Raw genomic sequence first — 14,935 nt, 5'->3', positions numbered from 1 at the left:
TTACGGGATATCGCTCTCATCGCGCTGGGCGTCACGGCGGGCCTGGGCCTGCTCGCGCAGCCGGCGCAGTTCGGTGGGGTCGATGACGCTGTGGATGTCACTCGGCATGCCGCTCTGCGCGTCGCCGAACTGGGCCACGTAGCGGCCACGCACCCAGGCCAGGAAGAACAGCAGGGCGCCCAGCAGCGAGAGCATCATGATGCCGGTGGACGGTGTTTTGATGGCGAAGGCGAAGCAGCCGATCGCCAGCAGCAGGAACAGCCAATACATTGTCATGACTCCCCGTTTTGACCGGGCCAGTGTAGCGCCGCCACCCACTCCGGTTCCACGTGGCGGTGGCTACAGTAGCGGCGAGGCCAGGCGGGCAAAGGCCTCGGGTACGCGGTGCAGCCAGAGCGAGCGCCCGCGGTCGTTGCGAACCGGGGTGGAAGCGGCGAACTCGGCGGCCAGGATCTTCTCCAGCGCGGCCACGCGGCCCGGGTCGCTGATCATCATCGACAACTCGAAATTGAGCCGGAAGCTGCGGTGGTCGAAGTTGGCGCTGCCGGCGATGCACACATCGCCGTCGGCGATGAAGGCCTTGGTATGCAGCATGCGCGGGCCGTATTCGTAGATCTTCACCCCGGATTGGAGCAGCTCGTCGAAGTACGAGCGCGCGGCCTGGGTGACGAACCACGAGTCGCTCATCTTCGGCACCAGCAGGCGCACGTCCAGCCCGCCCAGCGCGGCCGAGGTCAGCGCCATGCGCGCCGCCTCGCCTGGCACGAAGTAGGGCGTCACCAGCCAGACGCGTTCACGCGCCTCATGGATGGCCGCCACCTGCAGGCGGTGGATGGTCTCCCAGGACGAATCCGGCCCGGATACCAGCACCTGTGCGTTGATCGAACCGTCCTGGCGGCTGGGCATGTCGTTGGGCCACAGCTGGGCAATGGCGAAGCGATCCTTCGGCTCGCCGGTGGCGTAGATCCAGTCTTCGATGAAGACCAGCTGCAGGCTGCGCACCACGTGGCCTTTGAGCCGCATGTGCAGGTCGCGGTACGCGTCGGCGTTGCGGCTCTCGTCTTCCTCGTCGGTAATGTTGATGCCGCCGGTGAAGGCCACGCGGCCATCGATGACCACCAGCTTGCGGTGGGTGCGCATGTTCAACCAGGGCCGCTTGAACGGCTTGAGCAGCTGGCGTGGATGGAACCACGCGACTTCGCCACCGGCGTCGAGCAACGGCTGCAGGAAGCGCTTGCGGATGGCCGAGGAACCCACCGCATCCAGCAGCAGGCGTACGCGCACGCCCGCACGGGCACGCTCGACCAGCGCATCGCGCAAGGCGGTGCCCGCATGGTCCGGGTTGAAGATGTAGTACTCCACGTGCAGGTGGTCGCGTGCCTCGGCCACGGCGGCCAGCAGCGCGGCATAGGTCTGCGCCCCGTCGACCAGCCACTCCACTTCGGTGGCCGAACTGGGCGACAGGCCGGTGGTGGCCTGGGCGATCTTGGCCAGCTCGGTGCAGTCGGCATCGGGCGGGCACACGCTGCTGTAGTGCTCCATGCCGGAGCGGGCGCGCCCGCGGCGCAGCCGCTGCCGTTTCACCTTCTGCGGGCCCAGCAGGTAATAGATGAAGAGCCCCAGGTAGGGCAGGGCGGCCAGCGACAGGATCCAGCTGAGCGTGGCCACCGGTTCGCGCTTCTGCAGCATGATCCAGCCGGTCAGCCACAGCAGGTACAGCACGTAGGCGGCAATGAGCAGCGGGCGCAGGTGCGGAACGGCATCCAGCCAGTGGAGCCAGTCGGCGAGCGCGGGGTAAGTGGCGAGCATGCGCGGATGATAGCCGGACACATGCGTCCGTTGCGTGCAAAAAAAACGCCCCTGTTTCCAGGGGCGTTTTCCAGTCGCGTCATGACTTGGTCTTGCGTATTACTGTTGCTGCTGGAACCCGATCTTCTTCATCTGAGCATTCTTCGCGGCGGCCAGTACCTTGGCCATCACGTCGTACTCGGAGTCCGGGCTTGCGTCGATGCGCAGTTCCGGCTGGTTGGTCGGGTCACGCTGCACTTCCTGCTCCATGCGCTGCTGGAGTTCGCCCGTTGCGATCGGGCTGTTGTTCCAGGTCACCTGGTTGCTGGCGTCGATCCGCAGCTCGATCGGCGGCGGCGGTTCGACCAGCTGCGGCGGTGGGTTGAGCACGCGCTGCGGCAGGTCCACGGCGATCGGGTACGTCATGATCGGCGCGGTAACGATGAAGATGATCAACAGCACCAGCATCACGTCCACGAGGGGCGTCACGTTGATGTCGGCCATGGGGCCTTTGCCACCACCAGAACTGAATGCCATGGCTTACTGCCCCTTCTCTTTGGTGGCAACGAAGCCAACGTCGAGCATGCCCTGCTCCTGCGCAATCTTGGTCATCTCGTTGATGACACGCATCTTGGTGGTGCGGTCACCACGCAGATTGAGCGGGGGCTGGGGGGTCTGCTGGGCGGCGGTCGCCAGGCGCGACTCGAGAGTCTGCTTGTCGATCTCTTCGTCGTTCCAGTAAATCGAGCCGTCTTCCTTCACCGCGAGGGTGATGGGGCCCTTGCGATCGGCCGCATCTTCCGGGTTCTGCACCAGGTTGGCCTCGGGCAGATCGACCTTGACCTTGTGGGACATCAGGGGCGCCGTGATGATGAAGATGATCAGCAGCACCAGCATCACGTCCACGAGGGGCGTAACGTTGATGTCGGCCATGGGGCCGCCGCTGTTACCACTACTGAAAGCCATAACGGGCTCCGTCTAGATCGTGTTGACTACGTTCTCGCTGGGTACAGCGCGTCGCAATTAGCGGACGCGCGAACCGGTAGCGAAGAAGTCGTGCAGGTCGTGAGCGAACGTATCGAACTTGCTGATCGTGGCGCTGTTGATCTTGCTGAAGAAGTTGAAGGCGAACACGGCCGGGATAGCCACGAACAGACCGATGGCGGTCATGATCAGTGCTTCACCCACCGGGCCGGCAACGGCGTCGATCGAGGCGGAACCGGTGGCACCGATCTTGATCAGCGCGCCGTAGATGCCCCACACGGTACCGAGCAGACCGACGAACGGAGCGGTTGCACCGACGGTGGCCAGCAGGGTCATGCCCGACTGCAGGTTGTTGCTTTCGCGGGTCACGGCCTGACGCAGGGCGCGGTCGACGAATTCCGAACGGCTCAGGCTCTCACCCAGGCCACCGGTGGCACCGCCTTCGGCACGCTGGTGGTGGGCAGCCGCCTGGGCAGCGTCCAGAGCGATCTTCGAGAACGGCTCGGAAGCCGGCTGTTCTTCCATCGCACGGATGGCGTCCTGGGCGTTCGGGGTATCCCAGAACAGGCTCACGACCTTGTCGGCAGCGCTCTTCAGGCGGGTAGCACGGAAGATGTTGATGACAGTCCAGTACCAGGACATGGCCGACATGATGACCAGGGTCAGCAGCACGACCCAGGAAACCGCGAAGTCACCCGGCTTGGTGGTCATTTCGTGGAGAAGGTGTTCGAAGCCCATCTGCGAGAGGGCGTTCCCAGAGTTGCCCCCGGCAGCAGCGGCGATGAAGAGTTCCTGCAGCATGACGCTTACCTTTGTTGTGTGTGGTGATAATTAGTGTTGCTAGTAAATAACCGGCAGGGAGGTGGCCGGCGGGCCACCGACCACTGTCAGTTCAGCGCAAAGTTGACCGGGACGCGAACGCGACCTGCGACCTTCTTCCCGCCCGACTCCGCAGAACGGAAGCTCCACTTGCGAGCTGCTTCCATCGCGGCGCGGTCGAGGTCACGGTTACGGCTGGACCGTTCGACCGACACATTGGTGACGTTGCCGTTGGCATCGACATCAATGATCAGGATGACTTCACCCTGGATACCTGCGCGGAATGCGGCCGGCGGGTAACGCGGGGGGTTCATGTTCTTCGACGAGATATCGACGCTGGCCTCGATCGAACTCGGCGGCTGCGGCGGACTCGGCGGAGACGGCGGCGTGACGATGTCGTTCGGACGCGGTTCCGGCACATCGATCACCGGCGCCTGCGGCGGCGGCGGAACGGGCGACGGCTTCGGCGGCGAGAGGTTCTTGACCGGCGGCGGCGGCGTTTCAGTCGGCGGCGGCGGCGGCGGCGGCGGTGGGGGCGGCGGCGGAGCGTCGACCAGGGTCACCATGATGTTGCGTTCTTTCTCCGTAGCGGCCTTGGGGGCCACGGCCGGGATCAGAAGCAGCATCAGGGCGGCGAGATGCAATGCGATTACAAAGGCGATACCCACGATGCGCGGCCAGCTGAGGCCGGTGTCATCGCGTTGTTCGTACCTGTGAACGACTAGTTGTTCCGTCATGCGCCAAGAGCTCATTAGTGGGGCCGGGTACCCGAGGACAGGTAGCCCATGATCAGCGGTGCATGACACCGCAGGAACCTCCAAGCTTATACCAATCCTGAGCGCCTGCGCACGATTGTCGCAGGCGTTCAGGCGTTATTCCTACTTACTTCAGGTTGATGATTTTGTCCGCATCTTTCGGATTCTTCACACCCTTGGCCTTGGCCTGGCGGGCCGCTTCCTTGGCCTCCGGAATCCGACCCTCGGCATGCAAAACGCGTGCCAGGTTCAAGTAGGTTTCACCGTCCTTGGAAAGCGGGGCAGCGAGCTTCCACGCTTCAATTGCTTTGTCTGCCTGCTGCGGCTCGGAGTAGTAGTACGCCTGGGCCTGGGCCAGGTACACCTGGTAGTCCGGCTTCAGGATGCCCTTCTGCAGCCCGTCATTGATAACGGCAATGACTTCCTTTTCCTTGTTCTCGGTGTTGGCGTAGATCGAGTAGAGCTGCTTGTACTCGCGCTCGTCGGTCAACTTGCCGCTCTTGTACAGCGTGTCCATCACCGCAGCGGCCTTGTCCATCTGGTCGGCCTGCATGTACATGCTGGCCAGGTTCATCTGGGCCTTCTTGTCGTCCGGGCTGCGCTTGGCGATGGCTTCGGCTTCCGCGACAGCTTCACCAGTCTGGCCAGCTTCGGACATGGCGGCCATCAACAGCTGGCGCCAGCTGTCCTTGGCGTCGGCGCCGGCAGCAGTGATGGCCTGCTTCAACACCGGGATCGCGTCCTGGTACCGCTCCAGCTGGTACAGGGCCTGGCCCTTGATGATCAGCTGTTCCGGCTTGGTCGACTTGGTTTCGGCGAAATATTTGTCCAGCGTCGCCAAGCCTTCGGTGGTCTGGTCGTCCTGGATCTGCAGCTGGCCCAGCATCAGCATCGACTGGTAATGGCCGTTGTTGTCCAGGCCGCCCAGTTCCAGCACCTGCTGCAGGTACTTCTTGGCGGCTGCAGTGTCGTCGTCGCCGTAGGCGGCCTGCGCAGCCAGCTGGGCGGCCAGCGACTTGTCGTAGGCGTTCGCGGCGCTGTTGGCCAGGATTTCATCGGCCAGGGCGCGGGTCTCCGGGAACTTCTGATCGTTGTAGCTGTCGATCAGTTTCTGCAGCTGCTTGCCCAGCTTCGGCGACGCCTTGATGTTCGGCTCTGCGCGGGTGGCATCCGGGAACATCACCTCGGCCTTCGCCTCCTTGCCTCCGCGACGCTCGCTGCTGCGCTCACGGGTCTGGGCAACGGCATCAGTGACCACAACGCCACCGAGGGCGGTCGCGATGAGAACGGTAAGCACGGCTTGCTTGTGGTTGCTGAAAATCATCTTTCACCTCGATCGAACCGCCGCGGCGGGGTCAAAACGGACTGTCAGAAAAATCTGAGCCGCCAAACGTATCAGAAACCGGTGGCATGAGAAATCGTTTCCGATGCTGCATCACAGCATCCTTTAGTCGAATCAGCCGCACTTGGGGCGCCTGCCGGCCGCTTGGGCCTGCTGGAATACACCGCCAAGAGAGGGAGCATCCCGCTGCAGTTCCCGGATCCGGTTGGCAGGATCGGGGTGGGTGGACAGCCATTGCGGCGAACGACCGCCACTGGCGGCCATCATGTTCTGCCAGAGATTGACCGCCTGGGCGGGGTCGAAGCCGGCCTCGGCCATCAGCCGCTGCCCGACCACGTCGGCCTCGCTCTCCTGGGTGCGCGAACCGGGCAGCAGGAAGGCGGCCTGCGCGCCGGCACCGCCGAACTGGCTGACGGTGCTGGCTGCGCCCTCGCCGTAGGCGGCGCCCGCGAGCGCCCCCAGCACGGCCAGCCCGGTCTGCGCGCCCATCTGGCGGGTCAGGCGTTCCTCGTGGTGGCGCGAGATGACATGCCCGATCTCATGCCCGATCACGGCGGCCAGCTGGTCCTGGTTCTTGGCGACGGTGAAGATGCCGGTGTTCACCCCGACCTTGCCGCCGGGCAGGGCGAAGGCGTTCGGTTCGGGATCGACGAACACCGCCGTCTCCCACCGTACGCCGCGGTACTGAGATGGCAACTGGGCCACCAATGCATTCACAACGCATTGCACGTAGCCGTTCTGGCGGCCATCGGTGCTGATCTTTTCCTTCTGCTTGGTCTCCGCGAACGCCTGTGCGCCCAGCTGATCCAGCTCGGTCTGTGAGACGCCGCCCACCATCTGCCGGCGCCCGGTGGGCGAGGTGGTGGTGGCGCAGGCGCTGACCAGCAGCGTGATGGCAAGTCCGAGCAGCAAGGGTTTCAAGGCGGGGACTCCGTGTTCATGTCTGCAGTGTGGCGGGGTTGGACGTAAGGTTTCGTCAAGCCGACATGGTCAGTGCACCCCAAGGAAAACCAGCGCACCCAAGGCGATGGCGTTGTTCAGGGCATGCGCGGCGATCGGCGCCCACAGGGTACCGGTGCGCCGGTACAGCCAGGCGAACGCCGCGCCCATGCCGCCATAGACCAGCCACAGCTGGGCAATTTCCCACGGACCATTGGCGCTGGTACCAGGTACCTCATGCACGAGGGCGAAGGCCAGGCTGCTGAGCAGCATGCCCAGCCAAGGGCGGCCGGCCTGCCACAGGCGGCCGAACAGCACGCGGCGGAACAGGAGTTCTTCGTAGGCGGGCGCCAGCACCACGGCGAACAGCGCCAGGAACCAGGGAAAACGCGCCATGGCCTGTTCCATCAGGGCCAGGTTGGTGGGCACCGGTTCAACCCCGGCCTGTTTGGCCAGCCACGCGATCAGGTTGCTGCCGATCACCACGGCGGTGGCGACCACCAAGGTCCAGCCCCAGGTGGACGGCCGCCGTGCGGCCTGCACCGAGGCGCTGCGTTCGGCGGCATCGGCGCGCCGACGCGTGAAGTAGAGCAGCAGCGCTGCGCCGCCCGTGGCGAACAGGGCCAGCAGGATCTGTGCGAGTGCACCGGGCTGGCCCACCTGCTGGACCAGGCCTTCGTCCAGCGAGACGCCGCCTTCGCGAGCGACCACCACCGCGCGGTACATGCCCCAGAACAACCCACCGACCATGCTCAGGGCGAGCAGGGTGAGGGTTGCGATACCGAGGTCAATCAGGAAACCGGCCACCGGAGAGCCGGGCTTGCGGCGCGGAGGCTGCGGCAGGGCGGGAGGCAGCGGAGGCGTCGAGGACGCCGGGGCAATAGCGGACATCGGGTTCCTGGCAGCAAAAGGCGGCGGCCGGGCCGGTTGCAGGTCGCAACCGGCCGGCCCTGTGCCGATTGTGTCAGATATCCAGGTTGGCGACCCGCAGCGCGTTGTCTTCGATGAACTCACGGCGCGGTTCGACCACATCGCCCATCAGGGTGCTGAAGATCTGGTCGGCGGCCACGGCATCTTCGATCCGAACCTGCAGCAGGCGGCGCGTATCGGGATTCACGGTGGTGTCCCACAGCTGCTCCGGATTCATTTCACCCAGGCCCTTGAAGCGCTGGATCTGGCGACCCTTCTTGGCTTCATCGAGCAGCCAGTTGCGGGCGTCGGTGAAGCTGGCGATCTCCGCGGACTTGGCGCCGCGCACGATCTTCGCACCGTCGCGAACCAGGCCATGCAGCAGCAGTGAGGACTGGTGCAGGGCACGCAGTTCGCCGGTCTCGAACGCCGACAGCGGCAGCACCTGGATCAGCTCTTCGCCCATGTGGCGACGCGTCACCAGCACGGCGGCCGGACGCTGGTCGTTGGGTTCCTGCAGCTCCAGGCTGAAACGCGGCGAACCCAGGCTGCCCCGGTTGAGGCGGGTTGCCAGTGCGGCCAGGCCTTCATCGGCGCCGGCCTTGCGCAGGTGCTCCAGGTCCATCGGGGTGAAATCGACCAGCGCTTCGAGCAGCTGGCGATCGTAGCGATGGGTGTTGCGACCGATCGATTCCTGCGCAGAAGCGTAGGCGAGCAGCAGCTTTTCCAGGGCCACCCCTTCGATGGCCGGCTCGTTGTCGGCCGGAATCAGCGAGGCGTTCTCCACGGCGTTGCTGGCCAGGTAGGCATCCAGCGCCGGGTCGTCCTTGAGGTACAGCTCCTGCTTGCCCTGCTTGATCTTGTACAGCGGCGGCAGGCCGATATAGACGTGGCCACGCTCGATCAGCTCCGGCATCTGCCGGTAGAAGAAGGTCAACAGCAGCGTCCGGATGTGCGCGCCGTCGACGTCGGCGTCGGTCATGATGATGATGCGGTGGTAGCGCAGCTTGTCCGGGTTGTACTCGTCGCGACCAATGCCGGTACCGAGCGCGGTGATCAGCGTACCGACCTGATCCGACGCCAGCATGCGGTCGAAGCGGGCGCGTTCCACATTGAGGATCTTGCCGCGCAGCGGCAGCACCGCCTGGTTCTTGCGGTTGCGGCCCTGCTTGGCCGAGCCACCTGCCGAGTCACCCTCGACGATGAACAGCTCGGACAGTGCCGGATCCTTTTCCTGGCAGTCGGCCAGCTTGCCGGGCAGGCCGGCAATGTCCAGCGCGCCCTTTCGGCGGGTCAGGTCGCGGGCCTTGCGCGCGGCTTCGCGTGCACGCGCGGCGTCGACGATCTTGCCGGCGATGGCCTTGGCTTCGTTGGGGTTTTCCTGCAGGAATTCTTCCAGGCGCTGGCCGAACGCGCTTTCCACGGCCGGGCGCACATCCGAGCTGACCAGCTTTTCCTTGGTCTGGCTGGAGAAGCTGGGGTCGGGCACCTTGACCGACAGCACCGCGATCATGCCTTCGCGCATGTCATCACCGGTGAGGTTGATCTTGGCCTGCTTGGCGATGCCGTTCTGCTCGATGTAGTTGTTGAGCACACGGGTCAACGCACCGCGGAAGCCGGCAAGGTGGGTGCCGCCGTCCTTCTGCGGGATGTTGTTGGTGAAGCAGTACATCGTTTCCTGGTAGGAATCGGTCCACTGCAGCGCCACGTCCACGGTGATGCCGTTGGACTCGCCGGTGACCGAGATGACGTTCGGGTGCAGCGGGGTCTTCAGCTGCGCCAGATGCTCCACGAAGCTGCGGATGCCGCCTTCGTAGTGGAAATCATCGCGACGGCCATCGCCACGCTCGTCGCTGAGAACGATCTTGACGCCGGAGTTGAGGAACGACAGCTCGCGCAGGCGGCGCGCCAGGATGTCGTAGTGGAACTCGACGTTGTCGTGGAATGCCTTCACCGACGGCCAGAAGCGCAGGGTGGTACCGCGCTTGGTGCTGGGCTCGACCTGCTTCAGCGGGACCAGCGCCGCACCGTCGCCGTATTCCTGCTGGTAGTGGAAACCGCCCTGATAGATGTCCAGCACCAGCTTCTGCGACAGGGCGTTGACCACGCTGACGCCGACGCCGTGCAGACCGCCGGAAACCTTGTAGCTGTTGTCGTCGAACTTGCCGCCCGCATGCAGGACCGTCATCACGACTTCCGCGGCGGACACTTCGCGGCCGAGCTTGCCGCTCATCTGCTCATGCTTGCCGGTCGGGATGCCACGGCCGTTGTCCGACACCGACACCGAACCATCGGCGTGGATCGTCACCGAAACGTTGTCGGCGTGACCGGCCAGGGCCTCATCGATGGAGTTGTCGACGACCTCGAACACCATGTGGTGCAGACCGGTACCGTCATGGACGTCACCGATGTACATACCAGGACGCTTGCGGACCGCCTCCAAACCTTCCAGGGCGGTGATGCTGTTGGCGTCGTAGTTGCCGCTCGTTGCCGGGGTGTTCTGTTCTTCAGTCATTGCGCTTGCCATAGGCTCCGCAGTTCGGGCCGCCGCCCGGGGGGCGGGGCGCCGATGGATAAGGGGTTGCAACAGCAATTATACCAGCCGGGCGCGTTGGGCCCTGAAGCCACTATGGCACAAGCTGGACATGGCCATGTTCCACGTGGAACCGGGTGATATCGGTGCGGTCGCACAACGCGGCCGGGGTTTCTGTTGCAGTGATGAAGATCTGCGCCGGGCCAGCCCGCAATCGGTCCAGTACGCGGGCCTGGTGGGTGCGGTCCAGCTCGGAGGCCAGGTCATCCAGCGCGATCACCGGCCATTCGCCGCGTTGTTCGGCGTAATCCTCCGCTTGGGCCAGCAGGCAGGCGAGGGCGGTGAGCTTGGCCTGGCCACGCGAGAGAGCGTCGCGGCCCGGGATGGCGGCGAAACCCACACTCCAGTCCGCCCGGTGCGGGCCCACGGAGGTATAGCCGGCCAGCCGGTCGCGGTCGCGCGCCAGCAGCAGCGCGTCCGCCAGTGAAACCTCCTGCTTGCGCCAGCCCGGGCTCAGGGTGAGCGATTGGATGCCCAGCGTAGGCGCCAATTGCTGTGCCAGCGCGACGGTTCGGTCCTGCAGCCGCTCCAGATAGTGCTGACGGCGGCTGTTCAGGGGTTCGCCGGCCTCCGCGAGCTCGCGGTCCCACGCATCCAGCGCATGTGGATGCCCGCCTTGCTTGAGGAGCGCGTTGCGCTGCTTCAGGGCGCGGGAATAGCGACGCCAAAGCCCAAGGAAGTCTGGTTCCACGTGGAACAAACCCCAATCAAGGAAGCGCCGACGGGGTTCACCGCCGCCACTCACCAGTGCATGGCTGCCCGGCTCGAACGTGACCACCGCCAACGCGGCACAGAGATTGCCCAACTGGGCGACATCTTCCCCGTCCAGCCGTCCCTTCCAGTCCTGGCCGCTATGCCGAAGCCCGGCTTTGCGCCGCGTGGGGCTTTCCGCACCTGTGCGCTGCTCATCCCATTCGACAAACACCTCCAGGGCCTCCGCGCCCTGCCGCACCAGGCCATCCCGTACCCGTCCGCGGAAGCTGCGGCCATAGGCCATCACGTGCAATGCCTCCAACACACTCGTTTTACCGGCGCCGTTGTCACCGGTTATCAGGTTGATACCGGGTTGCGGTGCCAGTTCCACGTGGTCGAAGCGGCGGATCTGGTGAAGGGAAAGACGGCGGATGTGCATGCAGATCGATCGAGGCCAGCGAAGGCACTTGCAGTGGGGAGCCAGTCGATCAGCTTACTGCATCGTCTGGATTGCCGTGGCCCAGCGCACTGCGGGCGGAGCAGTCATGGAGACGGCGTCGGGATGTTCCACGTGGAGAAAAACGCACTGCGGAACGGTGTGAATTCCTTCAAATCTGGTAGCCGGGCAGGGCTGCAGCCCTGCAGATTTCAAGAAATCTGGCGCGATCCGAGTAGCCGGGTGAGCGGGCTGGATCAGAGCACGGGCTGAATTTCTTGAAATCTGAAACCGCGTCTTGGTACGGGCCGTGCAGATTTGAAGCGACTGAACGGGTGCGCCGTCTGCTGTCCACAGGGGGCATGTATGACTTATGCACAACCTCTGTGCAGTCTGTGGATAAAAAGAGCCACCTGGACCCCTCTAAAAGATATCCACAGGTTCAACCCCAGGCTCAGGGCTCTTTTTACCGGGGGTTTCGAGGTCATATAAGCTTTATTATTCAAACACTTAAGGTACTTTTCAACCAAATCTGGCTCTACCACCACCACCTAGCTTTAGATTTATATACAGTTTTTAAAAGCTTAGAGCTGTGATTCGGGGCATGCGGGGCGTCAAAAACAGGAGCCGACCGCGGCCGGCTTTCAGGAGGTTGATTCATCCAAATCCAGATGGCCACGTAGCAGGTCGTAGGTCCTGCCCATGGCTGGACACCGCGCACGGCGCGGCACAACCGTCCAGGATCGCGATCACATCGGTGATCCGCAAACCACCCGACGTTTACACCTGCCGACGCCGTTCGTCAGGTGTGCAGGATGCAAGAGCGAAGACCAGCCACGTAGGGCGTGGCTCTACCGCGCCGACACAGCCAATGCTCCACGTGGAACCAAAAAAAAACCCGGCGGTTAAGCCGGGTTCTTTTTGGTCAGGTTCCACGTGGAACCGACGTACAGGTCAGAGACGCAGCGGCATCACCACATGGCGCGACTTCTCGCTGCTGGCCTCACGGACCAGGGCGGAGGAGTTCGAATCACGCAGCTGGATTACCACGTGCTCATCGCGCAGGGCAGACAGCGCGTCCAGCAGGTAGTTGACGTTGAAGCCGATGGCCAGATCGCTGACGGTGGTGTCGGCCTCGATCTCTTCCTGGGCTTCTTCCTGCTCCGGGTTGTGCGCGCTGATCTTGAGGTTGCCCGGCGACACCTCGACGCGGATGCCGCGGTACTTCTCGTTCGACAGAATCGCAGCGCGCTGCAGCGACGCACGCAGCGCTTCGCGATCCACCTTCACTTCGCGGTCGGCACCGATCGGAATCACGGCCTCGTAGTCCGGGAAACGGCCGTCGATCAGCTTGGAGGTGAAGGTCACATCGTCGCGCTTGACCCGCACGTGGCTTCGGCCCACTTCCAGTTCGATCTCGCGATCGCCGCTTTCCAGCAGACGCTGCAGTTCGGTCACACCCTTGCGGGGCACGATGATCTGGCGCTTGGCGCCACTGGCCTTTTCCAGCTCGGTTTCGCACAGCGCCAGGCGGTGGCCGTCGGTGGCGACGGTACGCAGGGCATCACCGCGAAGATCGAACAGCAGGCCGTTGAGGTAGTAACGCACGTCCTGCTGGGCCATCGCGAACGCGGTGCGCTCGATCAGCTCCTTCAGGGTGGCCTCGCCGATCGCCACGCGCTCGGTGGCTTCGACTTCGTCAACCGACGGGAAGTCGTTCGCCGGCAGCGTTGCCAGGGTGAAGCGGCTGCGGCCGGCCTGGACGGTGATCTTGTCGCCGCTCTGCGAGACGGTGATCCGGCTGCCATCGGGCAGGGCGCGGATGATCTCGAATAGCTTGCGGGCCGGGATGGTGGTCTCGCCATCTTGGGCATCTTCCACCGCGATCCGCGACACCATCTCCACTTCCAGGTCGGTACCGGTCAGCGAGAGCTGGCCGTCCTTCACCTGGACCAGGAAATTAGCCAGAACCGGCAGGGTCTGGCGGCGTTCGACCACGTTGACGACTTGTGCCAACGGCTTGAGAAAGGCTTCGCGCTGCAGTGTGAAACGCATGTGGTTCCGTGCCCCTATGCTTTAAAAAGATGTGGAATAAATCAAAAGCTTGGTGGTGATGGTAGGGCCAGATTCGCTGGAAAACTCAGCTAAACATCTGAAAACAAACAGGTTTTCAGACGTGAAACCCTCTGCACTACTACCCCCCAAGGGGTGGGGAAAGCTGTGGATAAATTTACCGCGATTTCAAACGGCGTTCTTATCCACAGGCTGTCCCTCGCTTACACCGGGATTTTGCACCGTTTTATGCGATGACGCCCGTGTGGTGTGCATGCATCATGCGCTCCACCTCACTCACTCAACTTCCGGATCAACTTGTCCCAGTCTTCCCGCAACTTGCCGTCGGTCTCCATCAACGTCCGGATCTGCCGGCACGCATGCAGCACCGTGGTGTGGTCGCGACCGGCAAAGGCGTCGCCGATCTCCGGCAGGCTGTGCTCGGTCAGTTCCTTGGTCAGCGCCATGGCGACCTGGCGCGGACGGGCCAGCGAACGGGTCCGGCGCTTGGACAGCAGATCCTTGATCTGCAGCCCGTAGTAGTCGGCCACGGTTTTCTGGATGTTGGGAATGCTGATCGCCTGCTGCTGGGCGCGCAGCAGGTCGCGCAGGGTTTCCTGGGCGAAGTCGGTGGTGATCGCACGGCCGGTGAAATTGGCCCGCGCGGTCAGGGTATTCAGCGCGCCCTCGAGGTCGCGGACATTGGAGCGCATCTTCTTGGCAATCAGAAACGCCACATCGTCGGGAATCTCGGCACCGCGCTCGCGCGCCTTGGCCAGCACGATGGCGGCGCGGGTCTCGAAGTCCGGCGGCTCGATGGCCACCGACAGACCCCAGGCCAGCCGCGACTTCAGGCGTGCTTCCAGGCCCTCCACTTCGCGCGGGTACCGGTCGCAGGTCAGGATGATCTGCTGCTTGCCGTCGAACAGGGCATTGAACGTGTGGAAGAACTCTTCCTGGGTCCGATCCTTGCCGGCGAAGAACTGGATGTCATCGATCAGCAGCGCGTCCACCTGCTGGAACTGGCGCTTGAACTGATCCATGGTCTTTTCCTGCAACGCACGGATCATGGCGCTGAAGAACTGTTCCGAGCGCAGGTACAGCACCTTGGCGGCCGGATTGGCCTGGCGCATCGCATTGCCGGCCGCGAACATCAGGTGGGTCTTGCCCAGACCGGTGCCGCCGTACAGCAGCAGCGGATTGTGCGAACGGTCGCCGGGCTTCTGGGCCGCCTGGAACGCCGCGGCCAGACCGAGCTGGTTGCTGCGGCCTTCCACGAAGTTGGCGAAGGTGTAGTGGGAATCCAGGTTGCCGGCGAACGGCACCAGCGGCTCGGCCACGGCCGGCGCGGAATGGCCCGAATTCGGCGCAATCTGCGCCTCCACGGCCCGGGGGCGCGAGCCGATTTCAAGGAATACGTCGCCGAAACCGGCGAAATGCGCCATCAGTTCCTTGATGCGCGGCAGGTACAGCTCGCGCACCTGGTCGACGATGAAGGCGTTTGGTGCATAAAGCACCAGGCTGTCCGCGCGCAGATCAGCCTGCAGCGGCTTCAACCAGGTGTGAACATCCTCGGGCGGGAACTCCGCTTCAAGGCGTTCGAGACAACGGGACCAGGCATCCAT

General features: G+C 64.0%; 13 protein-coding genes. All 13 read right to left on the bottom strand.

Annotated elements, in window-relative coordinates; all coding sequences use genetic code 11:
• The 13 genes from AC3ITN_RS00065 to dnaA all read right to left on the bottom strand — a co-directional run bounded on the left by AC3ITN_RS00065 (position 1) and on the right by dnaA (position 14,935).
• Complete coding sequence (locus AC3ITN_RS00065; protein WP_489392972.1) at positions 1 to 270, bottom strand: hypothetical protein; 270 nt, start codon at positions 268 to 270, stop codon at positions 1 to 3.
• Positions 271 to 339: 69 nt separating this feature from the next.
• A complete protein-coding gene (gene cls / locus AC3ITN_RS00060; protein ID WP_313345076.1) occupies positions 340 to 1,809 on the bottom strand; it encodes a cardiolipin synthase in 1,470 nt (489 codons plus the stop codon).
• A gap of 99 nt (positions 1,810 to 1,908) precedes the next feature.
• Positions 1,909 to 2,325, bottom strand: a complete 417-nt coding sequence (locus AC3ITN_RS00055; protein WP_313345073.1) for an ExbD/TolR family protein — start codon at positions 2,323 to 2,325, stop codon at positions 1,909 to 1,911.
• Positions 2,326 to 2,328: 3 nt separating this feature from the next.
• Positions 2,329 to 2,754 (bottom strand): ExbD/TolR family protein, encoded by a 426-nt coding sequence (locus AC3ITN_RS00050; protein WP_313345070.1) that lies wholly within the window; start codon positions 2,752 to 2,754, stop codon positions 2,329 to 2,331.
• Between the two features lie 57 nt (positions 2,755 to 2,811).
• A complete protein-coding gene (exbB, locus tag AC3ITN_RS00045; RefSeq protein WP_313345067.1) occupies positions 2,812 to 3,573 on the bottom strand; it encodes a TonB-system energizer ExbB in 762 nt (253 codons plus the stop codon).
• Between the two features lie 86 nt (positions 3,574 to 3,659).
• On the bottom strand, positions 3,660 to 4,328 hold the full coding sequence (locus AC3ITN_RS00040) for an energy transducer TonB (protein WP_489391624.1): 669 nt from the start codon (positions 4,326 to 4,328) through the stop codon (positions 3,660 to 3,662).
• A 145-nt stretch (positions 4,329 to 4,473) separates the two neighbouring features.
• Positions 4,474 to 5,670, bottom strand: a complete 1,197-nt coding sequence (locus tag AC3ITN_RS00035) for a tetratricopeptide repeat protein (RefSeq protein WP_489391623.1) — start codon at positions 5,668 to 5,670, stop codon at positions 4,474 to 4,476.
• A gap of 132 nt (positions 5,671 to 5,802) precedes the next feature.
• On the bottom strand, positions 5,803 to 6,609 hold the full coding sequence (locus tag AC3ITN_RS00030; protein ID WP_313345061.1) for a M48 family metallopeptidase: 807 nt from the start codon (positions 6,607 to 6,609) through the stop codon (positions 5,803 to 5,805).
• A gap of 69 nt (positions 6,610 to 6,678) precedes the next feature.
• A complete protein-coding gene (locus tag AC3ITN_RS00025) occupies positions 6,679 to 7,518 on the bottom strand; it encodes a CPBP family intramembrane glutamic endopeptidase (protein WP_313345058.1) in 840 nt (279 codons plus the stop codon).
• A 73-nt stretch (positions 7,519 to 7,591) separates the two neighbouring features.
• Positions 7,592 to 10,051: a DNA topoisomerase (ATP-hydrolyzing) subunit B gene (gene gyrB / locus AC3ITN_RS00020; protein WP_313345055.1), complete on the bottom strand. Its 2,460-nt coding sequence runs from the start codon at positions 10,049 to 10,051 to the stop codon at positions 7,592 to 7,594.
• Between the two features lie 112 nt (positions 10,052 to 10,163).
• Positions 10,164 to 11,261 (bottom strand): DNA replication/repair protein RecF, encoded by a 1,098-nt coding sequence (recF, locus tag AC3ITN_RS00015; protein WP_489391622.1) that lies wholly within the window; start codon positions 11,259 to 11,261, stop codon positions 10,164 to 10,166.
• A gap of 951 nt (positions 11,262 to 12,212) precedes the next feature.
• Positions 12,213 to 13,313, bottom strand: coding sequence for a DNA polymerase III subunit beta (gene dnaN, locus AC3ITN_RS00010; protein WP_313345049.1), 1,101 nt, complete (start codon positions 13,311 to 13,313; stop codon positions 12,213 to 12,215).
• Positions 13,314 to 13,603: 290 nt separating this feature from the next.
• A complete protein-coding gene (dnaA, locus tag AC3ITN_RS00005; protein WP_313345046.1) occupies positions 13,604 to 14,935 on the bottom strand; it encodes a chromosomal replication initiator protein DnaA in 1,332 nt (443 codons plus the stop codon).

Source organism: Stenotrophomonas sp. KH_036_B (assembly GCF_057839485.1).
This window is presented reverse-complemented; position numbering and strand designations above follow the sequence as displayed.

Excerpts from the sequence above, each read along its gene's own strand:
- dnaN (WP_313345049.1), bottom strand. The coding sequence starts at position 13,313 with ATGCGTTTCACACTGCAGCGCGAAGCCTTTCTCAAGCCGTTGGCACAA.
- AC3ITN_RS00065 (WP_489392972.1), bottom strand. The coding sequence starts at position 270 with ATGTATTGGCTGTTCCTGCTGCTGGCGATCGGCTGCTTCGCCTTCGCC.
- dnaA (WP_313345046.1), bottom strand. The coding sequence starts at position 14,935 with ATGGATGCCTGGTCCCGTTGTCTCGAACGCCTTGAAGCGGAGTTCCCG.
- AC3ITN_RS00055 (WP_313345073.1), bottom strand. The coding sequence starts at position 2,325 with ATGGCATTCAGTTCTGGTGGTGGCAAAGGCCCCATGGCCGACATCAAC.
- AC3ITN_RS00040 (WP_489391624.1), bottom strand. The coding sequence starts at position 4,328 with ATGACGGAACAACTAGTCGTTCACAGGTACGAACAACGCGATGACACC.
- gyrB (WP_313345055.1), bottom strand. The coding sequence starts at position 10,051 with ATGACTGAAGAACAGAACACCCCGGCAACGAGCGGCAACTACGACGCC.
- exbB (WP_313345067.1), bottom strand. The coding sequence starts at position 3,573 with ATGCTGCAGGAACTCTTCATCGCCGCTGCTGCCGGGGGCAACTCTGGG.
- cls (WP_313345076.1), bottom strand. The coding sequence starts at position 1,809 with ATGCTCGCCACTTACCCCGCGCTCGCCGACTGGCTCCACTGGCTGGAT.
- recF (WP_489391622.1), bottom strand. The coding sequence starts at position 11,261 with ATGCACATCCGCCGTCTTTCCCTTCACCAGATCCGCCGCTTCGACCAC.
- AC3ITN_RS00025 (WP_313345058.1), bottom strand. The coding sequence starts at position 7,518 with ATGTCCGCTATTGCCCCGGCGTCCTCGACGCCTCCGCTGCCTCCCGCC.
- AC3ITN_RS00050 (WP_313345070.1), bottom strand. The coding sequence starts at position 2,754 with ATGGCTTTCAGTAGTGGTAACAGCGGCGGCCCCATGGCCGACATCAAC.
- AC3ITN_RS00035 (WP_489391623.1), bottom strand. The coding sequence starts at position 5,670 with ATGATTTTCAGCAACCACAAGCAAGCCGTGCTTACCGTTCTCATCGCG.